Source organism: Zeimonas sediminis, assembly GCF_023721795.1.
In the GTDB taxonomy this organism is placed as follows: domain Bacteria; phylum Pseudomonadota; class Gammaproteobacteria; order Burkholderiales; family Burkholderiaceae_E; genus Zeimonas; species Zeimonas sediminis.
This window is the reverse complement of sequence record NZ_JAMQYE010000001.1, coordinates 1,799,957-1,818,540: the sequence shown is the minus strand read 5'-3', so window position 1 is coordinate 1,818,540 and position 18,584 is coordinate 1,799,957. Positions and strand designations below refer to the sequence as shown.

The following is an 18,584-nucleotide window of genomic DNA, read 5'->3' as shown; positions in this document are numbered from 1 at the left end:
GGGCGTTTCGTTCAGACCAGCCGGCCGCGCGAGGCCGGCGGATGGCTGCGTATCCAGGCCTTGATCCCGCGGTAGATCGCGTCGGCGATCTGCGCCTGGTAGCGGCGGTCCCGCAGCCTGCGCTCTTCGTGCGGGTTGCTGATGAAGGCGGTCTCGACCAGGATCGACGGAATGTCCGGGGCCTTAAGCACCGCGAAGCCCGCCTGCTCGATTCGCGGCTTGTGCAGCTGGCCGACCTCGCCGAGTTCGCCCAGCACCCGCTGGCCGATCAGGCTGGAAGCCTGGATCTGGGCGCTCGTGGACAGGTCGAGCAGCACTTGCCTGACCTCCGCGTTGCGGGCGTTCAGGTTCACGCCGCCGATCAGGTCGGACGCGTTCTCGCGGCTGGCCAGCCAACTCGCCGCCGAGCTGGTGGCGCCGCGCTCGGACAGCACGTAGACCGACGCGCCGCGCGCGGTGGGCCTCACGAACGCGTCGGCGTGGATCGACACGAGCAGGTCGGCCTGCACGCGCCGCGCCTTGGCGACCCGCGTGGCCAGCGGAACGAAGTAGTCGCCGTCGCGGGTCATGTAGGGCCGCATCTCGGGGTCGGCCTGTATCCGCTCGCGCAGCAGCTGCGCGATCCTCAGCACGACGTCCTTTTCGCGGGTGCCGGCGCGCCCGATCGCGCCGGGGTCCTCGCCGCCGTGGCCGGCGTCGATCGCGATCGTGACCAGCCGCCGCGGCTCGCCGGCCGCCGGCGCTGCCTGCCCGCCCGAGCGCCCGGGCGCGCGCGACTTAGCCGGTCCGTGCCGCGACGCGGCGGCGCCGGCCTCGCCCGAGGGCGCCGGAGCCTCGGCTCCGGGCGCGGGCGCCGGCACCCGCGGGACTTCGTCCACGGCCGACTTGCCCGGCAAGTGCCCGCCGAGCAGCGCGGCGAGCGGATCCCGCGCGGCGGGCGCCGGCATGGCCGGGCCGCCGGGCGGCCTCATCTGCTCGAGCAGCGCCGCGAGCGGGTCGTGGGGAACCGCCGGGTAGAGGTCCAGCACCAGCCGATGCCGGTATTCGCCGATCGGCGGCAGCGTGAACAGCTGCGGATCGACCTCGGACTTCAGGTCGAAGACGACGCGCGCGACCCGCGGCCGATTCTGGCCGATCCGCACCTGCGCGATGTACGGATCGTCGGGCTGCACCTTCGCGATCAGTTCGCGCAGCGCGAGGTCGATCTCCAGGCCTTCCAGGTCGACGACCAGCCGCGGCGGATCCGACAGCAGCAGGTGCGTCGATCTAAGCGGCGCGTCGAGCTCCAGCGTGACGCGGGTGTAGTCGCGCGCCGGCCATACCCTGACCGCGACGATCGTCGTGGCGCGCGCGGCCGGCGCGCCCAGCGCGGCCAGCGCGGCCGCCACCGCGCGGCTCAGCGCGGCGCCGCTGCCAGCCCTGAATCCGGCCCGCAGAAGCCGGCGGCGCGAATCGCGTTCAGGCATTCGCGACCCCTCGGCCCGCGTCCCACCGCCTCGACGAGGCGCGCGTCGGCCCCCGCCGTCGGATCGCAGCGGATCCGCAGCAGCAGGTCGGGCGCGGGCAGCGTGTCGCCGGCCATCTCTGGCCATTCGATGACGACCACGCCACGCCCGTCGAGATATTCGTCGAAGCCTGCATCCAGCCAAGCCCGTTCGGAAGAGAGCCTATAAAAATCAAAATGATAGAGGTCGAAGCTCGATAGATTATAAGGTTCGAGCAGCGAAAAGGTGGGACTTTTCGCGCGGCCGGTGTGGCCGAGGAACCTCAGCAGCGCGCGGGTGAACGCGGTCTTGCCGCTGCCCAGGTCGCCCGACAGGTGGATCGTGGTGCCGGCACGCAGCGCGCCGGCGATCGCCTGGGCCAGCCTCGCGGTGGCGGCCTCGTCGGCCAGTTTCAGGCTCAGGGATTCGGGGTCTGGGATGGCTTCGGCGGGCATCGGTGCGCCCCGTAGAATGTTCGGGTCATGTCGTCGACGCCGGATCTGGAAACCGCAACGCTGCGGCAGTGGGCCGCCGAGCTGGGCTTCGCGTCGCTCGGCGTGGCCGGCGTCGACCTGTCGTCGGTCGAAGGCGGGCTGCAGGCCTGGCTCTCGGCCGGCTGGCACGGCGAGATGGATTATATGGCCCGCCACGGCATGGCCCGGGCGCGACCGGCCGAACTGGTGCCCGGCACGGTCAGCGCGATCATGGTCACGCTCGACTACGCGCCCGACGACCCCGACTGGATCGAGCGCGCGTGGCGCACGCTCGCCTCGCCCGAGCGCGCCTGCGTGTCGCGCTACGCGCTGGGCCGCGACTATCACAAGGTCGTGCGATCCCGGCTGCAGAAGCTCGCCGAGCGCATCGCCGCCGCGGTCGGCCCCTTCGGCCACCGGGTGTTCTGCGACTCGGCGCCGGTCATGGAGGTCGAGTTGGCGCGCCGGGCCGGACTGGGCTGGCGCGGCAAGCACACGCTGCTGATCCATCCGAAGCGCGGCTCGACCTTCTTCATCGGCACGCTGTACACCGACCTGGCCCTGCCGGCCGACGACCCGCAGGCCGATCACTGCGGCAGCTGCGAGCGCTGCATCGAGGCCTGCCCGACCGGCGCGATCGTCGCCCCGTACCGGCTCGATGCGCGGCGCTGCATCTCCTACCTGACGATCGAGCTGAAGGGGGCAATTCCCGAGCCGCTGCGCGCGCCGATCGGCAACCGGATCTACGGCTGTGACGACTGCCAGCTCGCCTGTCCGTGGAACCGTTTCGCCCGTCCCGCAACGCTGCCCGACTTCGCGCCTCGCAACGGGCTGGACGCGGCGAGCCTGGCCGAGCTGTTCGCGTGGAGCGCCGGCGACTTCGACGCGAGGCTGGCCGGCTCGCCGATCCGGCGCATCGGCCACGAGCGCTGGCTGCGCAACCTCGCGGTGGCGCTGGGCAACGCGAGCGGCGACGAGGCCGCGATCGATGCGGCGCGGCAGGCGCTGCTGTCGCGCGTCGACGACCCTTCGGCGCTGGTGCGCGAGCACGTCGGCTGGGCGCTGGCCCAGCTCAGCGAACCAGCCCGGTCCAGAACGGCATCGCGACCAGCGAGGCCAGCATCGACACGGTGACCAGCATTGCCACGAAGGGCCCGTCGCCGCCCATGCGGCTCGCCAGGATGTAGGCGGCCGGGGCGGTCGGCATCGTCGAGTACATCACCGCGATCTGCTGGGCGAGCGGAGGGAGCCCGAACGCGGTCGACAGCGCCAACGCGGTCGCCGGCATCGCGACCAGCTTGACCGTGGTGAACCATGCCGCGAGCTTGATCGCGCTCGCGCGCGAGGCCGCATCCGAGCTCGGCGATCGCTCCAGCCGCAGGCCCGCGCCCGCGGCCAGCAGCCCCAGCGCGAGCGACGCGCTGCCGAGCCGGCCGATCGTGGCCGAGATCGGCTCGGGCAGCGACAGGCCTGCCAGGTTGCCGGCCAGCCCCGCGATCGTCGCGAGGATCAGCGGGTTGCGCGCCAGCTCGCGCGCCAGCCCGCTGCCCACGTTGCGCGCGAGCGGCCATACCGCGGCCACGTTCAGGATCGGCACCGCGGCGCCCATGATGATCGCCGCCAGCGCCAGGCCGGGCTCGCCGGCGAAGCGCTGCGACAGCGCGAGCAGGATGTAGGAGTTGAACCGGAACGCGCACTGCACGCCGGACGCGAACTGCACCGGAACCGGCCTCAGCACCGGCCTCGCCAGGAAGCCGAGGAAGATCCCGACCGCGATCGCGCCCATCACCACCGAAAGCGCCGGCAGCGCGCCGGCCGACCCCAGGTTGGTCCGCAGGATCGTGTTGAACAGCAGCGCCGGGAACAGCAGGAAATAGATCATCTTCTCGAGCTCCTGCCAGAAGCCCCGGCCCCAGATGCCTGCGCGGAACAGCAGTTGCCCGATCGCGATCAGCGCGAGGTCGGGGAAGAGAAGGGTGATCGTGTTCATCGGCGGGCAGAGTGTAGCGGCTGGCGGCGCGTGTATCCTTCGACCCGGTCCGGGAACGGCATCGACCCGGTCCGGGAACGGAGTCTTCTGGATGAGAGTCGGATTCATCGCCCTCGCGGTCGCGACCTGCCTGTCGCTTTGGGCGGCCGCGCCCGCGCGCGGATTCGCCGCCGAGATCGAGGGCGTCGGCTTCGACGACAGGGTCGAGGTCGGTGGCGTGCCGCTCGCGCTCAACGGGCTCGGGCTGCGCGAGGTCTACATCGTGAAGACCTGGGTCGCGGCGCTCTACGCGCCGTCGCCGATGCGAAGCGCGCAGGCGCTGATCGCCGACCCCGGGCCCAGGCGGCTGGCGATCACGCTGCTGGCCGACGTGTCGATCGACCGGATCGCGCGCGGAATCCTCGACGCGCTGCGCGCGAACCACGATCCGATCCTGCTCGCTTCGATCGACGCCCAGATCCAGGCCTTCGTCGCCGCGCTTCGGGCGATCGGCCCCACGCAGAAGGGCGACACGCTGGTCCTGGACCTGGCCGGCGGCAGCACGCGGGTGTCCTTCAACGGCATGGCGGTCGGCGAGCCGATCGCCGGCCTGCTGTTCCGCGACGCGCTGCTGCGCGCCTTCGTCGGCGAGCAGCCGATCGACGCCGGCCTGCGACAGGGCCTGCTCGGCCTTCCGGTGCAGGAACAAGGCGGTGCGGCCGGCGCCGGGCCGGGCGGCGCCGGAGCCCGCGCCGACTGACCGCGATGCCGCGCCCCGCCGACGAACCGCAGCAAGCAGTCGGGAGCCGGCAGCTCGTCGACGCCTTCTGCGAGGCGCTCTGGCTCGAGGACGGCCTGGCGCGCAACACGCTGGACGCCTACCGCCGCGACCTGACGCTGTACGCCGGCTGGCTGGAGCGGGAAGGCGGCCCGGCGCTCGCCGAGGCCGGCGCCGGCGAGCTGCAGCGCTACATCGCCGCGCGCCACCCTGGCTCGAAGGCGACCAGCGCGAATCGCCGGCTGACCGTGTTCCGGCGCTTCTACCGCTGGCTGGTTCGCGAGGGGCGACGCGGCGACGACCCGACGCTGCAGATCCGCTCGGCCAGGCAGGCGCCGCGCTTTCCGAAGACGCTCTCGGAGCAGCAGGTCGAGGCGCTGCTGGCGGCGCCGGACACGGCCACGCCGCTCGGCCAGCGCGACCGCGCGATGCTCGAGACGCTCTATGCGACCGGCCTGCGGGTCTCCGAGCTGGTCGGCCTGCGAACCGTCGAGGTCGGGCTGAACGAGGGCGTGGTGCGAATCGTCGGCAAGGGCGACAAGGAGCGGCTGGTGCCGCTCGGCGAGGAGGCGCGAGCCTGGATCGAGCGCTGGCTGCGCGAGGGCAGGCGCGAGCTGCTCGGCGCGCGGCCCAGCGACGCGGTGTTCGTGACGAGGCTGGGCGGGCCGATGACCCGGCAGATGTTCTGGACGCTGGTCAAGCGCCACGCGGTCGCCGCGGGCATCCACGCGCCGCTGTCTCCGCACGTGCTGCGGCACGCCTTCGCCACGCACCTGCTGAACCACGGCGCGGACCTGCGGGTGGTGCAGATGCTGCTCGGCCACGCGGACATCTCCACCACTCAGATCTACACGCACGTGGCGCGAGAGCGACTGAAGGCCTTGCACGCCAGGCACCATCCGCGCGGCTGAGCGCAGCGCAGCTTCGTTTCCGTGTGGTGAGACCGACGGGGCGTTCCGATCGGCGCGGCGCCTGGCCGTCGACGACGTGACGAGCGGCCTGGACACTCAGCCGGCGAGGCCTTCCGGCCAGATCTCTTCCGAGTGCAGCACCAGTCCGGGCAAGGCCTGCGGCGCCACCGCGAACGGCGCCTCCAGCGTTTCCGACGAGGCCCAGCCCGCCTCGCCCGGCCGCGGCCCGCGGAAGCGATGCAGGCGACGGGCGCCGACCTCGACGATCCAGTACTCGGCGACGCCGTGGCCGGCGTACAGCCGCGCCTTGGTGTCCCGGTCGTAGCGAAGCGACGAGTCGGCGACCTCGATCGCGAGCAGCACGTCGGCCGCGCCGGGGTGGGCCGACGCGTAATCGTCGGGCCGGGGTTCGAGCAGCATGAAGTCCGGCTGCGGCATCGACCAGGGCGGCAGGCGCATCGGGTGCGCCACCGAAACGATCGCGTCGTCGCCGGCGCGCCGGACCAGGAGCCGGTTGAGACGGTTGGCGACCGACATGTGGCCGGTTCCGATCGGGGGCATGTCGATCAGGTCTCCTTCGATCAGCTCGACGCGGTCGTCGGGCGCAAGGACACCTGCCTCGCCGAGGCGCATGTAATCGTCGATCGACAGCTTGTGCCGCGAGGGCTCGATGACCGCGTTCATGTCGGGCGGATCCTTGTCGGAGACATGCTGCGCCAGTCTAGCGCGGGCCGCCATCGGCCAGAAGACCGTGGGCCGTTCGGCCGAGGGGGCAGGCCTTTCGGGAGGAGGCAGGCCGTCAGGCCCGGAGCCTCAGCCCTTGGGCCGACGCTTGCGGAGCCGCTCCGGCAACTCCCCGAGCAGCGCGTAGAGCTGGTCCATCCGGGTCGGGCCGATCCGCTCGCCTATCGAGCGGTAGCGCGCCTCGGAGTGCGGGGCCACCCTGGCGATCAGTCGCCGTCCGGCGGCGGTGATCGAGATGCGGGCGGCGCGCAGGTCGCCGGCCTCGACGCGCCTCGCGATCAGCCCCCGCTCGTCGAGCGCCTTCAGGATGCGGGTCAGGCTGGGGCCGCTGATCAGCGTGAGCGCGGCCAGCCGGCTCGCGCGCAGCGAATCGTCGGTGGTCAGCGCCCGCAGCACCCGCCACTGGGTCTCGGTGATGCCGTGCTCGCGCAGGATCGGCCGGAACTCGGCCATCACCGCCTGGTGGCTGCGCAGCAGCAGCATCGGCAGCGAGCGCGAGAAGTCGCGCAGCTCAGGCGAACTCATCGTCGACCGTGTTGCGCAGCACCCCGATGCCGGGCACCTCGACCTCGACCGTGTCGCCCGGCACCAGCCACCTGGGCGGATCGAAGCGCGCGCCGGCGCCGGTCGGCGTGCCGGTGGCGATCACGTCGCCGGGTTTCAGCACCATGAAGGTCGAGATGTAGCGGACCAGCTCGGCGAGCGGAAACATCATCCGGCGCGTGCTGTCGTGCTGGCGGACCTCGCCGTTGACCCGGGTGGACAAGGTCATGTCGTCGAAGGCCGGGCATTCGTCCCCGGTGACGATCCACGGCCCGATCGCGCCGCTGGCGGCGAAGTTCTTGCCCTGCGTGACGTTGAACTTGCCGTGGCGCAGCCAGTCGCGGATCGTGCCCTCGTTCATGATCGTGAGCCCGGCAACGTGCTCGCGCGCGCGCTCTGCCGGGATGCGCCGGCCGGCCTTGCCGATCACGATCGCGATCTCGCCCTCGTAGTCGAGCTGTTCGGACTCCGGCGGGCGCAGGATGCTCGCGCCGTGCGCGACCAGCGAGTCGGGCGCTCGCATGAACAGGCTCGGGTACTTCGGACGCTCGCTGGCGTCCTTGTACTCCTCGTTGCGCTCGGCGTAGTTCACGCCCACGCAGACGATCTTCTCGGGGAAGGGGATCGGCCGGGACAGAACGACGTCGGACGCTGCCAGGTCGGCCGAACCGGGGCTCGCGGCGGCGCGCTCGGCCAGGTCGCGGGCCTGCGCGAGCGCCGGCTCGCCGGCCGCCAGCAGCGCGCGCAGGTCGGGGCAGGACAGGCGCGCGCCCAGGTCGACGACGGCCGCATCGGGCGACCAGGTCGAGCCGGCGCCGACCACGGCGCCGAAGGTTGCGCGTCCGGAGTGTTCGAAGCTGACCAGTCTCATCGTTTCGCATGTTAACTAGTTAGCGGCCGCCGTTCCAGCGCGGTGTCGCGCGAGTCGGCCGGTTCGCTCCCGGCCTGGCCCGTTCGCTCCCGGTCTGGCCGTTTCGCGGCGCCTCCTGCTATCGTCGCCGGGCCTTCCGTTCACCAGCGCCGGTCATGCCCGCTTCCGCGATCGTCGTCGTCAACCCGAGCGCCGCCGGCGGCCGGGCAGGGCGCCTGCGCGACCGGGTCGCCGCGTGCCTCGCGCGGCATTCGGCGGAAACCCCGATGCTGGTCGCCGGGCTGGCCGAGGCGCGGGCCCGCGCCGCCGCGCTTCCCGCCGGCAGCCGCGTGGTGCTGGCCGGGGGCGACGGCACCGTCCACCGGATGCTGCCGGTGCTGGTCGAGCGTGGCCTCGAGCTGGGGCTGGTCCCGACGGGGAGCGGCAACGACTTCGCGAGGGCGATCGGCGTGTCCGGGCAGGGCCTTGAGAAGGCGCTGGAGCATGCGCTCGGCGCGCCCGCGACTGCCTGCGACCTGGGCGAGGTGCGAACGCCCTTCGGCACCGCGCACTTCGCGTCCAGCCTGTCGGTCGGCTTCGACGCGGCGGTCGCAAGCCGCGCAGCCGGCTCGCCCGCCTGGCTTGGCGGCATGCCGCGCTACCTCGCCGCCACGCTGGCCGAACTCGCCGCGCTGCGGCCGCACCGGATGCGCCTGACGGTCGACGGGCGCCGGTTCCACGATGGCGAGGCCCTGTTCGCCGCCTGTCTGAATACGCCGACCTACGGCGCAGGCATGCCGATTGCGCCGCACGCGGACGTTCGCGACGGCGCGCTGGACCTGGTCCTGGCGGGTCGCTTCGGCCGGCTCGGCGCCCTGGCGATGCTGCCTCGGCTGCTCCTGGGTCGGCATCTCGGGCATCCGGAGGTGCGCGCGCTGCGCTTCGCCGAACTGGCGATCGAGGCGGACTCGCCGATTCCGGTGGCTGCCGACGGCGAGCCGCTCGGCGAGTTCTCGTCGCTGGCCGCCAGGGTGCTGCCCGGTGCGCTCAGGGTGGCGGCAGGCGCGCCTTACGTTTAACATGTTAAGTAATTCGGGGCCCGCCCGGGAAAGTAGCGGGCCCGCGCCGGCGGCCCCCGGCCAGGAAACATGAGGAGGCGGAATGCCGCACATCGTCGTCGAATACTCGGCCAACATCCGGGAGCGGCTCGATCCGCCCGCCCTGGTCGGTCGCCTGCACGAGGCCGCGCTCGCCACCGGGGTGTTCCCGGTCGGCGGCACGCGCACCCGGGCCGCCGAGCGTGAGCACTACCGGATCGCCGACGGGCACCCGGACAACGGCTTCGTGCACGTGACCATGGACATCGGCGCCGGGCGCGACCTGGAAACCAGGCAGCGCGCCGCCAGGGCGGTCTTCGACGCGCTGGTCGCCCACACGCGGGCGCTGTTCGCCGACGCGCCGCTCGGCCTCACGCTGGAGCTTCGCGAATCCGATCCGCAGCTAAGCTTCAAGCACAACAACCTGCACGACTACGTGAAGGCCCGCCAGGCGGGCAGGGAGAGGCCATGAGCGCGAGTGCCGCCGGCAAGACCGGCAAGGGGAGCCCGACCGGGGCGGCCGGCGCCGGAAGCGGAGCGGGCGGTACCGGGCTGGAAGCGCAGCTGAAGAAGGCCGAAGCCTTTCTGGCGCGGTTCCGCGCGGAGCCGCTCGGACACTTCATCGCGGGCAAGGCCGTGACCGGCAGCGGCGAAACCTTCGACAACGTTTCGCCGGTCGACGGCCGCTCGCTCGGCGAGGTGGCGAGCGGAACGCCCGAAGAGGTCGCCGCCGCCTGCGAGGCCGCCCGCGACGCGTTCGGCACCTGGAGGAAGCTGAAGGGCTCCGAGCGCCGACGCATCCTGCACCGGATCGCCGACCTGATCGAGCGGCGCGCCGACGAGATCGCGCTGGTCGAGTGCATGGACACCGGCCAGGCCTGGCGATTCATGAGCAAGGCCGCGCTGCGCGGCGCCGAGAACTACCGCTTCTTCGCCGATCGCGCGCCCGATGCCTCGAACGGCCTGTCGTTGCCCACCGACACCCACGTCAACTACACGACGCGCCAGCCGATCGGGCCGGTCGGCGTGATCACGCCGTGGAACACGCCGTTCATGCTGTCGACCTGGAAGATCGCGCCGGCGCTCGCCGCCGGCTGCACAGTCGTCCACAAGCCGGCCGAGTGGAGCCCGCTCACCGCCCGGCTGCTGGCCGAGATCATGTCCGAGGCGGGCCTGCCCGACGGCGTCGCGAACCTGGTCAACGGCATCGGCGAGACCACCGGCCGCGCGCTGACCGAGCACGAGGCGATCAATGCCGTCGCGTTCATCGGCGAGTCGCGCACCGGCAGCCTGATCATGGCCCAGGGAGCGCCCACGCTGAAGCGCGTGCACCTCGAGCTCGGCGGCAAGAACCCGGTCATCGTCTTCGACGACGCCGACCTCGACCGCGCGCTCGACGCGGTCGTGTTCATGATCTACAGCCTGAACGGCGAGCGCTGCACCTCGTCGAGCCGGCTGCTGGTGCAGCGGGGCATCCACGACGAATTCACCGCGAGGCTGGCCGAGCGCGTGAAGAAGATCCGGGTCGGCCACCCGCTCGACCCGGCCACCGAGGTCGGGCCGCTGATCCATGCGCGCCATTGCGAGAAGGTGCTGTCCTACGCCGCGATCGCGCGCCAGGACGGCGCCACCGTGGCGGTCGGCGGCGCGCCCGCGGCGCGGGCCGATCTCCCCGCCGGCGGCCAGTGGGTCCAGCCCACGCTGTTCACGAATGCCCGCGCCTCGATGCGCATCGCGCAGGAGGAGATCTTCGGCCCGGTGCTCACCGTCATCCCCTTCGACGACGAAGCCGAGGCCGTCGCGATCGCCAACGACATCCGCTACGGCCTGGCCGGCTACCTGTGGACCAACGACGTCGGCCGCGCCAATCGCGTTGCGCTCGCGCTCGACGCCGGCATGATCTGGGTGAACTCCGAGAACGTGCGGCACCTCCCCACGCCCTTCGGCGGCATGAAGGCCAGCGGCATCGGGCGCGATGGCGGCGACTACAGCTTCGACTTCTACATGGAGACCAAGAACGTGGCGCTTGCGCTGGGGAATCACGCGATCCAGAAAATGGGCGTGAGCTGATGTCGTGCGCGGGCGAGCGGGCGGGGTTCTCCGCCTCCGGGCATGAGGCTGCGGCCCCGCTTCGCGGGGCTTCCCTCGCCTTCGTCGTACGCGCGGGGGCGCGCAGAACTCGCCCGCTTCGCGGGCTCAGACAGGCTGCGCGCCTTTTCCCGCGCTCCCTTCCGAAGCGCTCGGCTTGCCAAATGCCCGGAGGCGGAGAACCCCGCCCGCTCGCAGGCAAGGTCGTCGCCACGCACATTCTCCGGACGAGGTGATTCCATGGGCAAGCTCGCGCTGGCGGCCAAGATCACTCACGTGCCCTCCATGTATCTGTCGGAACTCCCGGGGCCGCACCACGGCTGCCGCGAGGCTGCGATCGAAGGCCATCGCGAGATCGGCCGGCGCTGCCGGGTGCTGGGCGTGGACACGATCGTGGTGTTCGACGTGCACTGGCTCGTGAACGCCGGCTACCACGTGAACTGCGCGCCGCGCTTCCAGGGGGTGTACACCAGCAACGAGCTGCCACACTTCATCAAGAACATGCCCTACGACTACCCGGGCAACACCGGGCTCGGCCAGGCGATCGCCGAGGTGGCGACCGGGATGGGGGTGGGCACGCGCGCGCACTGGGACACCACGCTGGACCTGGAGTACGGCACGCTGGTGCCGATGCGCTACATGAACGCCGACCGGCACTTCAAGGTGGTGTCGGTGGCCGGCTGGTGCGACTGGCACAAGCTGGAGGACAGCCGCCGTTTCGGCGAGGCGGTGCGCCGCGCGATCGAGGAGCGCTACGACGGCACGGTGGCGGTCTTCGCCAGCGGCTCGCTGTCGCACCGCTTCAACGACAACGGCAGCCCCGAAGAATCGATTCACCAGATCAGCGACGAGTTCTTCCGGCAGGTCGACCTGCGCGTGGTCGAGCTGTGGCAGCGCGGCGACTGGAAGACCTTCGTGAAGATGCTCCCCGAGTACGCGGTGCGCTGCTGCGGCGAGGGCGACATGCACGACACCGCGATGCTGCTCGGCGCGCTGGGCTGGGACGCCTACGACAAGCCGGTCGAGATCGTCACGCCGTACTTCGCGAGCTCGGGCACCGGCCAGATCAACGCGGTCTTCCCGGTCTGAGCCCGCTCGGCCCCGGGCGGCCCGCGAGCGGCACGGGGAACGCTCGAAGTCCTTGACTGAAATCAGCGATCGCTCTACTGTCCGGCGACCGATATGTTAGTCATCGACCGCAGATGTTTCGCAATTCGCGGGCTCGATCGTCTGCCTGTATCGGCCGGGTGAATCCGCTCGAAACCAGAAAGCGAGGAGACGACATGGACAAGAGAAAGTTCCTGAAGGCCGGCCTGGGCGGCGCGGGACTGGCCGCGGCCGCTTCGGCCGTCGCGCAGACCGCCGGTCCGACCTACAACTGGAAGATGGCGACCGGCTGGGCGGGCGGGCCGCTGATGGACATCGGCGCCAAGGCCTTCGCGGAAAGGATGGCGATGCTGTCCGGCGGCCGGTTCAAGATCCAGACATTCCCGGGCGGCGCGCTCGGCAACGCGCTGAAGGTGCCCGACACGGTCAAGAACGGCCTGGCCGAGTGCGGGCACACCTGGATGGGCTACGACTGGGGCCGGGATCCGACCACCGTGCTGTTCGGCGGCTACGCGGGCACCTTCGACACCGAGCGGATGCTGCACTGGCTGTACGAGGGCGGCGGCGCCGACCTGCAGCGCAAGTTCCGCGACGAGACCGACGGCATCGTGTCGATGCCGCTCTTCATCCGGACGGCCGAGGTGTTCCTGCATTCGCGCAAGCCGGTCAAGTCGCTGGCCGACCTGAAGGGGCTGAAGCTGCGCACCGCTGGCGCCTGGCTGGAAATGGCGCGACAGCTCGGCGCGGCGCCGGTGACCACCGCCGGCGGCGACGTCTATCCGATGCTCGAGCGCGGCGCGATCGACGCGACCGAGTGGGGCACGCTGTGGGAGAACATCAGCCCCGGCTTCCACAAGGTCGCCAAGTACCTGATCTATCCGGGGGTGCACCAGCCCACCGCGCCCTTCGAGCTGGTCATCAACAAGGACGTCTGGAGCAAGATGCCGCCGGCGGACCAGGCGCTGGTCGAGGTCGTGGCCCGTCTGGTCACCCTCGAGAGCTGGATGCGCATCGGCGCCGAGGACGCGAAGGCGATCGACTTCTACAAGAAGCAGGGCGTCGAGCTGATCAAGCTCGACGACGAGGTCCAGTTCGCCGCGCGCAAGATCGGTCTGGAGTGGGCGAGCAAGACCGCCGGCGAAGGCAAGTTCAAGTGGTTCGCTCCGGTGCACCAGAGCCAGGTCGAGTTCGACAAGGCCTGGCTCAACGCCGACGACTGGCGCAAGGTGAAGGTCGAGCGCGCCTGATCGGCGCGCTCATCGAGGCGGGCGCGAGGGCGCCCGCCGCGCCTGACAACCGTCGAAAGCGGAGCTCCCTTGTCAGCCCTGATCCGATCCATCGAACGACTCGTGGGCGGCGTCGGCGTGTTCGCCGCCATGCTTCTCGTCCCGCTCGTCCTCGCCACCTGCTGGGAGGTCTGGGCGCGCTACGCGCTCGGCGCCCCGACCATCTGGGCCTACGAGGTCGGCTACATCCTGACCGGGGCGCATTTCCTGCTCGGGCTCGCCTACACGCTGCGCGCCGGTGAGCACATCCGCATCGACCTGTTCAGCGCGAGCATGCCCGTGCGACTGCGGGCGGCGATCGACACCGCGGCGTACGCGGTGATGCTCGCGCTGCTGGTCTGGCTGTCCTGGGCGCTGTTCGAGTACCTGGTGGCCGGCTACAGCCGCGGCGAGCGCAGCGGCCAGTCGGCGCTGAACATGGTCGTCTGGCCCTTCCGGCTCGTGTTCCTCGTCAGCTTCTGCGTGCTCGCGCTGCAGGTGCTCGCCGAGCTTCTCAAGGCCATCTCGAACCTTCGTTCGCGCGCGGAGGCCTGACCCCGATGGACTGGCTTCCCTTCCTGATGCTCCCGGTCGCCTTCGTGCTGATCTTCCTCGGCATCCAGGTCGCGTTCTCCATGATGATCACCGCCGTGCTCTTCGGGCTGATGATCTTCGGCGACCGGGTGGTCCACCAGTTCGTCGAGAAGATCGAGGACCTTTCCTCGAACTTCGTGCTCGCCGCGGTCCCGCTGTTCGTCTTCATGGGGGCGATGCTAGAGAAGTCCGGCATCGCCGACCGGCTCTTCGAGGCAATCCACATCTGGACCCGCCGCCTGCCCGGGGGGCTGGCGCTGGCCACGGTGCTGATGTGCATCATCTTCGCCGCCTCCAGCGGCGTGATCGGCGCCACCGAGTCGGTGGTTGGGCTGCTGACCATCCCGATCATGCTGCGCTACGGCTACAACAAGGGGCTGATCAGCGGCACGATCTGCGCCGGCGGCTCGCTCGGCACGATCATCCCGCCCTCGGTCGTGGTGGTGGTGATGGGGCCGCTGGCCAACCTGTCGGTCGGCGACCTGATGTACGGGATGGTCTTCCCCGGCCTGATCATGGCGGGCCTCTACCTGCTCTACATCTTCGTGCTCTGCGTCGTGCGGCCCGAGTTCGGTCCCCGCATTCCGCCCGAGCCCGGAGATCCGAAGTTCCTGGAGAAGGTTCGGATCACCACGGTCAACCTGCTGCCGCCGCTGCTGATGGTCTTCGCTGTGCTCGGCTCGATCCTGCTCGGGTGGGCCTCGCCCACCGAGGCGGCGGCGATCGGCTCGCTCTGCGCGGTGGGGCTCTCGGCGCTGTACCGTCAGCTGTCCCCGTCGGGCCTGTTCGAGGCGCTGATGAAGACGCTGCGCATCACCGCGATGATCATGGCGGTGCTGCTCGCCGGCACGCTGTTTACCGGCGTCTTCATCGGCGGCGGCGGCATCGGCGTCGCCAGCCGGCTGATCACCGAGATGCAGTTGTCGCCGTGGATGCTGCTGTCGCTGATGTTGCTGATCCTGTTCCTGGCGGGTTTCTTCCTCGACTGGATCTCGGTGGTGCTGATCTTCCTGCCGATCTTCACGCCCCTGGTCACCGCGGCTGGCTTCGATCCGGTCTGGTTCTGCATCCTGTTCCTGATCATGCTGCAGACGAGCTACCTGACCCCGCCGATGGCGCCCGCGATCTTCTACCTGAGGGCGGTGTCGCCCAAGGAGATCCAGATCCGCGACATGTATCGGGGAGTCATGCCGTTCATCGCGCTGCAGCTGGTGGCCCTCGCGGTCACGCTCACCTGGCCTGGCGTGGTCACCTGGCTGCCCAGCGTCATGCTTCAACTTCGCTGAGCGCGAGGCGCTCGGCCCGGCCAACGAAGGAGTGCCGACATGAGTCCGGAAGAAATCCTGGCGATCACGCCCCGGATCCTCACCCGGGAGCAGCGGGAGTTCTATTTCCGCGAGGGCTACATCCTGCTGCCCGGCGTGATCGACGCTGCGTGGCTCGAGCGCCTGCGCGCCGCGACCGCCGAACTGGTCGAGCGCAGCCGGAAGGTGACAGTCTCGGACAAGGTCTTCGACCTGGAGCCCGGGCATCGTCCCGATGCGCCGCGGTTGCGCCGCGTGTCGAGCCCGGTGGACCAGCACCCGGCGTTCTGGGAGTACGTGACCAGCTCGATCATGCCGGACATCGTTGCCGACCTGGTCGGCCCGAGCGTGAAGTTCCATCACTCGAAGCTGAACTTCAAGTGGGCGGCCGGCGGCGAAGAGGTCAAGTGGCACTACGACATCGGCTTCTGGCCGCACACCAACTACTCGCCTCTCACGGTCGGCACCTACCTGTACGACTGCGGCATGGACCAGGGCCCGCTCGGCGTGCTGCCGCGCAGCCACGAGTTCGAGCCCCTGCTGTCGCAGTACGGCCCCGACGGCAAGTGGACCGGGTGCCTGAACCAGGCCGACGTCGACCGGCTCGACCTGAGCAAGGCGGTCTACCTGACCGGCCCGGCCGGCTCGCTGACGATCCACAACTGCCGGACGCTGCACGCGTCGCCGAAGAACCTCTCGGATCTGGGGCGTCCGCTGCTGCTGAACACGCTCAGTTCGGGCGACGCCTATCCGTACACGATCAACCCGATCCGCTCGCCGCACGACCAGTCGATCGTGCGCGGCACGGCGCCGGCGCGGTCGCATCACGATCCGCGGCCCTGCCCGATGCCGCCGGACTGGTCGGGCGGCTATTCGTCGATCTTCGCGCTGCAGCAGGGCGAGCGCGACGGCGCGGTGATGTGAGCACTGGAGCGCGAGGCCGATCATGAGTCCAACGGGCGAAGGAAGGCATCCGGACGGGGCCGACCCGGACCCGATGCAACTGTTCGTCGGCTGCCACGACGAGATTCGCGCGGGCATCGCCTCGCTCGAGGCGCTGGCGGCGGCGCTGGCGGGCCAGCGCGCGCTGCCCGAGATCCGGCGGGTCGCCGGGGAGGTGCTCGGGTGCTTCGAGCGCACCGTTCCCGAGCACCATCGCGAAGAAGAGCGCGAGCTCTGGCCGATGATCCGGCGCAGCGCGCGCGGCGAGGATCTCCAGACCTTCGAGGCGATCGCCGCGCGGCTTCGCAGGGAGCACCACGAGCTCGAGGCCGCCTGGGCGGAACTGCGCCGTGCCGTCGAGGCCGTCGCCCGGCGCGGCGATGCCGGCGGCGCCGCGCTCGAGCCCGGCCGGGTGGCCAGGCTGGCCGAGGCCTACCGCAACCACGCGCTGTTCGAGGACGAGGTCGTCGTCCCGATGGCGCATTACCTGCTGAGCCCGACCGAGCAGAACCGCCTGCGGATCTCGGTCGCGCTGCGGCGGCTGCCGGTCGGCAAGGGCTTCGTCTGAAACGAAAACCGCCCGCGATGCGGGCGGTCGAAGCGGGTGTCGCGCCTGCGCTCAGGCGGCCATCGCGCCTGCGCTCAGGCGCGGCTCATCGAGTGGCTCAGCGCCTGCTCTTCTTCCGGCGTGAGCAGCGGGCCGTCGAGCGTGATCCGCTTCTCTTCCTTGCGGAACTTCGCGATCACCGGCTTCAGCTCTTCCTTGACGTGGGATTCGTCGTAGCCGTTGAACAGGTGCCCGATAAGGCCGCGCTTCAGGTCGCTGGTGCCGGTGAACCAGTCCGCGATCGGGAAGGTGAGGTTCATGTTGTAGTGCATCATGATCCCCCAGTTGTGGTGGGCCGTGTGATGCCGCCGGATCGTGTTGACGAAGGGCATGTTGCGCACGAACCAGTTGTCGTGGACGTGGCAGCAGTAGTGGAACACCTCGTACAGCAGGTAGTGCGCGACCATCGTCATGAACACGATGTAGCCGGCGTTCGGATTGATCAGCAGCGACGCCACGTAGCCCAGGATCGTGCCCATCACGCCCAGCACCATCAGCACGCGCCAGGGGAAGAAGACGATCCGGAACTCGCGCGTGGTGTCGATCGTCGGATCCATGTCGGTGAAGTACTGGTGGTGCTGCCGGGTGTGGCGCTCGTAGATCGCGCGCAGCGCGAAGACGTCGATGCGCCGGTGCATCACGTACTTGTGCATGGCCCACTCGGCGAAGTTGCCCGCGATGAAGACGGGCACGACCATCAGCCATTCCCAGGTGGCGCCCTGCAACTGCGAGGCGCAGTACCAGATCGCAGCGATGCCGGCCGCGTAGATCACACCGATGTGCACGAGGCCGTTGTATAGCGGGCTGATGTCTGCCTTGTACGCTTCGCGAAACTTGCGTTGACGCTCGGTCATCATGGCGGGCGCTCCGACGTTATGGGACTGATATATTACTTATATTCGGAAGGCGCGGCGCTGTCAACAGCCCGCTCGCCCGGGAGGGGCCGGCCAGACGTTCGCGGCAACCGGCTCGGGCGCCGGTGGAAACGGTTTCGGGCGCCGGCGGCAACCGCGTCCGGCGTCGACGGAACCTGTCTCAGGCGTCGGTGGAGACGGTCGCCCGGGTGAATTGCTCGATGTTGTCGAGCAGGCGATCGAGGGCGGTGGCCGCGGCGGCCTCGTCGCGCCGGGCGATCGCGTGGGCCACGCCGGCATGCAGCCGGGCCATGACCGGCAGGTCGGCGGCCTGGCGATAGTGCAGGTACCAGAAGCGCCGGGACAGGCCGTGCATCAGGCTCATCGCGCCGGCGGCGAACTCGTTGCGCGCGGCCTTGAGGCAGAGATCGTTGAATTCCTTGTCGAGGCGCACGAAGCTGGTCTCGTCGTTCTCGTCGGCGGCGCGATCGAAGCCCTCCGCGATCTCGGCGAAACGCTGCATCTCGGCCGGCGTCGCCCGCCTCGCCGCGCAGCGTGCGATCAGGCGCTCGACCTCTCGCCGGGTCTCGAGCAGGCGCAGCTGGCTCTTGACGTCGATCTGTGAGACCAGGTTGCCGCGCTGCGGCAGGATCACGATCAGCCTTTCCCGGGCGAGGCGCTGCAGCGCCTCGCGGATCGGCGTGCGGCCGATTCCCAGGCGCTCGGAGAGCGTGGCCTCGGAGATCGCGGCGCCCGGCGGCAGCTGCAGCGTCACGATCAGTTCCTCGAGACGCTCGTAGGCCTCGTCGGTGAGCGTTCGGGGCCTGGCGAAGCCGCTCGAAAGCAGGTCGAGGTCGGCCGGCGCGGCGCCTGCCGGCGCTGGCCGGGCCGCGGTCCGGGGCGTGCGGGCCGGCCGCGCGGCGGCGGACTTGCGGGCTCCCTTCTTTGCGGCTGCGGGGCGGCTCGGCACTCGT

The 18,584-nt window shown here is 70.5% G+C and carries 20 protein-coding genes; 12 read left to right on the top strand and 8 right to left on the bottom strand.

From position 1 onward, the window contains the following. Nucleotides 1-11: 11 nt before the first annotated feature. The gene (locus M6I34_RS08485; RefSeq protein ID WP_272485261.1) at nucleotides 12-1,466 is read right to left on the bottom strand and encodes an N-acetylmuramoyl-L-alanine amidase; all 1,455 of its coding nucleotides are present in this window, start codon (nucleotides 1,464-1,466) and stop codon (nucleotides 12-14) included. Further along, the gene (gene tsaE / locus M6I34_RS08480; protein WP_272485260.1) at nucleotides 1,397-1,939 is read right to left on the bottom strand and encodes a tRNA (adenosine(37)-N6)-threonylcarbamoyltransferase complex ATPase subunit type 1 TsaE; all 543 of its coding nucleotides are present in this window, start codon (nucleotides 1,937-1,939) and stop codon (nucleotides 1,397-1,399) included. Before tsaE ends, M6I34_RS08485 begins: the two co-directional genes overlap by 70 nt. A gap of 27 nt (nucleotides 1,940-1,966) precedes the next feature. Here tsaE and queG point away from each other — a divergent pair, with 27 nt between their 5' ends. Beyond that, nucleotides 1,967-3,091, top strand: a complete 1,125-nt coding sequence (gene queG / locus M6I34_RS08475) for a tRNA epoxyqueuosine(34) reductase QueG (RefSeq protein ID WP_272485259.1) — start codon at nucleotides 1,967-1,969, stop codon at nucleotides 3,089-3,091. Here the strand turns inward: queG and M6I34_RS08470 are convergent. Continuing rightward, the gene (locus tag M6I34_RS08470) at nucleotides 3,030-3,947 is read right to left on the bottom strand and encodes an AEC family transporter (RefSeq protein ID WP_272485258.1); all 918 of its coding nucleotides are present in this window, start codon (nucleotides 3,945-3,947) and stop codon (nucleotides 3,030-3,032) included. The two genes, queG and M6I34_RS08470, sit on opposite strands and share 62 nt — an antisense overlap. Before the next feature lie 91 nt (nucleotides 3,948-4,038). Here M6I34_RS08470 and M6I34_RS08465 point away from each other — a divergent pair, with 91 nt between their 5' ends. Continuing rightward, nucleotides 4,039-4,686 carry a chalcone isomerase family protein gene (locus tag M6I34_RS08465; protein ID WP_272485257.1) on the top strand — a complete coding sequence of 216 codons (648 nt, stop codon included), beginning with the start codon at nucleotides 4,039-4,041 and terminating at the stop codon, nucleotides 4,684-4,686. 5 nt (nucleotides 4,687-4,691) lie between these two features. Beyond that, entirely contained in the window at nucleotides 4,692-5,615 is a 924-nt protein-coding gene (xerD, locus tag M6I34_RS08460) for a site-specific tyrosine recombinase XerD (RefSeq protein WP_272485256.1), read from the top strand. A 96-nt stretch (nucleotides 5,616-5,711) separates the two neighbouring features. Here the strand turns inward: xerD and M6I34_RS08455 are convergent, their stop codons facing one another. The 3 genes from M6I34_RS08455 to M6I34_RS08445 form a co-directional block, all read right to left on the bottom strand. Further along, on the bottom strand, nucleotides 5,712-6,299 hold the full coding sequence (locus tag M6I34_RS08455) for a Uma2 family endonuclease (protein WP_272485255.1): 588 nt from the start codon (nucleotides 6,297-6,299) through the stop codon (nucleotides 5,712-5,714). Nucleotides 6,300-6,428: 129 nt separating this feature from the next. Beyond that, nucleotides 6,429-6,884: a homoprotocatechuate degradation operon regulator HpaR gene (gene hpaR / locus M6I34_RS08450; RefSeq protein ID WP_272485254.1), complete on the bottom strand. Its 456-nt coding sequence runs from the start codon at nucleotides 6,882-6,884 to the stop codon at nucleotides 6,429-6,431. After that, nucleotides 6,871-7,773 (bottom strand): fumarylacetoacetate hydrolase family protein, encoded by a 903-nt coding sequence (locus M6I34_RS08445; protein ID WP_272485253.1) that lies wholly within the window; start codon nucleotides 7,771-7,773, stop codon nucleotides 6,871-6,873. The genes hpaR and M6I34_RS08445 overlap by 14 nt, the downstream gene beginning before the upstream one ends. Before the next feature lie 155 nt (nucleotides 7,774-7,928). Between M6I34_RS08445 and M6I34_RS08440 the strand changes: the two genes are divergently transcribed. The 9 genes from M6I34_RS08440 (at nucleotide 7,929) to M6I34_RS08400 (ending at nucleotide 16,717) form a co-directional block, all read left to right on the top strand. After that, nucleotides 7,929-8,831, top strand: a complete 903-nt coding sequence (locus M6I34_RS08440) for a diacylglycerol/lipid kinase family protein (RefSeq protein WP_272485252.1) — start codon at nucleotides 7,929-7,931, stop codon at nucleotides 8,829-8,831. 82 nt (nucleotides 8,832-8,913) lie between these two features. After that, nucleotides 8,914-9,321 carry a 5-carboxymethyl-2-hydroxymuconate Delta-isomerase gene (locus M6I34_RS08435; RefSeq protein WP_272485251.1) on the top strand — a complete coding sequence of 136 codons (408 nt, stop codon included), beginning with the start codon at nucleotides 8,914-8,916 and terminating at the stop codon, nucleotides 9,319-9,321. After that, complete coding sequence (gene hpaE, locus M6I34_RS08430) at nucleotides 9,318-10,919, top strand: 5-carboxymethyl-2-hydroxymuconate semialdehyde dehydrogenase (protein ID WP_272485250.1); 1,602 nt, start codon at nucleotides 9,318-9,320, stop codon at nucleotides 10,917-10,919. Before M6I34_RS08435 ends, hpaE begins: the two co-directional genes overlap by 4 nt. 258 nt (nucleotides 10,920-11,177) lie before the next feature. After that, nucleotides 11,178-12,026 carry a 3,4-dihydroxyphenylacetate 2,3-dioxygenase gene (gene hpaD, locus M6I34_RS08425; RefSeq protein WP_272485249.1) on the top strand — a complete coding sequence of 283 codons (849 nt, stop codon included), beginning with the start codon at nucleotides 11,178-11,180 and terminating at the stop codon, nucleotides 12,024-12,026. A 194-nt stretch (nucleotides 12,027-12,220) separates the two neighbouring features. Then, on the top strand, nucleotides 12,221-13,291 hold the full coding sequence (dctP, locus tag M6I34_RS08420; protein ID WP_272485248.1) for a TRAP transporter substrate-binding protein DctP: 1,071 nt from the start codon (nucleotides 12,221-12,223) through the stop codon (nucleotides 13,289-13,291). A 69-nt stretch (nucleotides 13,292-13,360) separates the two neighbouring features. Beyond that, nucleotides 13,361-13,864, top strand: a complete 504-nt coding sequence (locus tag M6I34_RS08415; protein ID WP_272485247.1) for a TRAP transporter small permease subunit — start codon at nucleotides 13,361-13,363, stop codon at nucleotides 13,862-13,864. A gap of 5 nt (nucleotides 13,865-13,869) precedes the next feature. Further along, complete coding sequence (locus tag M6I34_RS08410) at nucleotides 13,870-15,189, top strand: TRAP transporter large permease (protein WP_272485246.1); 1,320 nt, start codon at nucleotides 13,870-13,872, stop codon at nucleotides 15,187-15,189. 39 nt (nucleotides 15,190-15,228) lie between these two features. Continuing rightward, a complete protein-coding gene (locus M6I34_RS08405) occupies nucleotides 15,229-16,131 on the top strand; it encodes a phytanoyl-CoA dioxygenase family protein (protein ID WP_272485245.1) in 903 nt (300 codons plus the stop codon). Nucleotides 16,132-16,204: 73 nt separating this feature from the next. After that, a complete protein-coding gene (locus M6I34_RS08400) occupies nucleotides 16,205-16,717 on the top strand; it encodes a hemerythrin domain-containing protein (RefSeq protein ID WP_272485244.1) in 513 nt (170 codons plus the stop codon). Between the two features lie 74 nt (nucleotides 16,718-16,791). Here the strand turns inward: M6I34_RS08400 and M6I34_RS08395 are convergent, their stop codons facing one another. Both M6I34_RS08395 and M6I34_RS08390 read right to left on the bottom strand, forming a co-directional pair. Further along, entirely contained in the window at nucleotides 16,792-17,613 is an 822-nt protein-coding gene (locus tag M6I34_RS08395) for a sterol desaturase family protein (protein WP_272485243.1), read from the bottom strand. 178 nt (nucleotides 17,614-17,791) lie between these two features. After that, entirely contained in the window at nucleotides 17,792-18,580 is a 789-nt protein-coding gene (locus M6I34_RS08390) for a GntR family transcriptional regulator (RefSeq protein WP_418953500.1), read from the bottom strand. Nucleotides 18,581-18,584: the final 4 nt, after the last annotated feature.

Bases quoted from the DNA above. Each gene is read 5' to 3' on its own strand.
- M6I34_RS08400 (WP_272485244.1), top strand. From the start codon at position 16,205: ATGCAACTGTTCGTCGGCTGCCACGACGAGATTCGCGCGGGCATCGCC.
- hpaE (WP_272485250.1), top strand. From the start codon at position 9,318: ATGAGCGCGAGTGCCGCCGGCAAGACCGGCAAGGGGAGCCCGACCGGG.
- M6I34_RS08470 (WP_272485258.1), bottom strand. From the start codon at position 3,947: ATGAACACGATCACCCTTCTCTTCCCCGACCTCGCGCTGATCGCGATC.
- M6I34_RS08485 (WP_272485261.1), bottom strand. From the start codon at position 1,466: ATGCCTGAACGCGATTCGCGCCGCCGGCTTCTGCGGGCCGGATTCAGG.
- M6I34_RS08440 (WP_272485252.1), top strand. From the start codon at position 7,929: ATGCCCGCTTCCGCGATCGTCGTCGTCAACCCGAGCGCCGCCGGCGGC.
- M6I34_RS08445 (WP_272485253.1), bottom strand. From the start codon at position 7,773: ATGAGACTGGTCAGCTTCGAACACTCCGGACGCGCAACCTTCGGCGCC.
- M6I34_RS08435 (WP_272485251.1), top strand. From the start codon at position 8,914: ATGCCGCACATCGTCGTCGAATACTCGGCCAACATCCGGGAGCGGCTC.
- hpaD (WP_272485249.1), top strand. From the start codon at position 11,178: ATGGGCAAGCTCGCGCTGGCGGCCAAGATCACTCACGTGCCCTCCATG.
- tsaE (WP_272485260.1), bottom strand. From the start codon at position 1,939: ATGCCCGCCGAAGCCATCCCAGACCCCGAATCCCTGAGCCTGAAACTG.
- queG (WP_272485259.1), top strand. From the start codon at position 1,967: ATGTCGTCGACGCCGGATCTGGAAACCGCAACGCTGCGGCAGTGGGCC.
- M6I34_RS08455 (WP_272485255.1), bottom strand. From the start codon at position 6,299: ATGAACGCGGTCATCGAGCCCTCGCGGCACAAGCTGTCGATCGACGAT.
- xerD (WP_272485256.1), top strand. From the start codon at position 4,692: ATGCCGCGCCCCGCCGACGAACCGCAGCAAGCAGTCGGGAGCCGGCAG.
- dctP (WP_272485248.1), top strand. From the start codon at position 12,221: ATGGACAAGAGAAAGTTCCTGAAGGCCGGCCTGGGCGGCGCGGGACTG.
- M6I34_RS08405 (WP_272485245.1), top strand. From the start codon at position 15,229: ATGAGTCCGGAAGAAATCCTGGCGATCACGCCCCGGATCCTCACCCGG.
- M6I34_RS08410 (WP_272485246.1), top strand. From the start codon at position 13,870: ATGGACTGGCTTCCCTTCCTGATGCTCCCGGTCGCCTTCGTGCTGATC.
- M6I34_RS08395 (WP_272485243.1), bottom strand. From the start codon at position 17,613: ATGATGACCGAGCGTCAACGCAAGTTTCGCGAAGCGTACAAGGCAGAC.
- hpaR (WP_272485254.1), bottom strand. From the start codon at position 6,884: ATGAGTTCGCCTGAGCTGCGCGACTTCTCGCGCTCGCTGCCGATGCTG.
- M6I34_RS08465 (WP_272485257.1), top strand. From the start codon at position 4,039: ATGAGAGTCGGATTCATCGCCCTCGCGGTCGCGACCTGCCTGTCGCTT.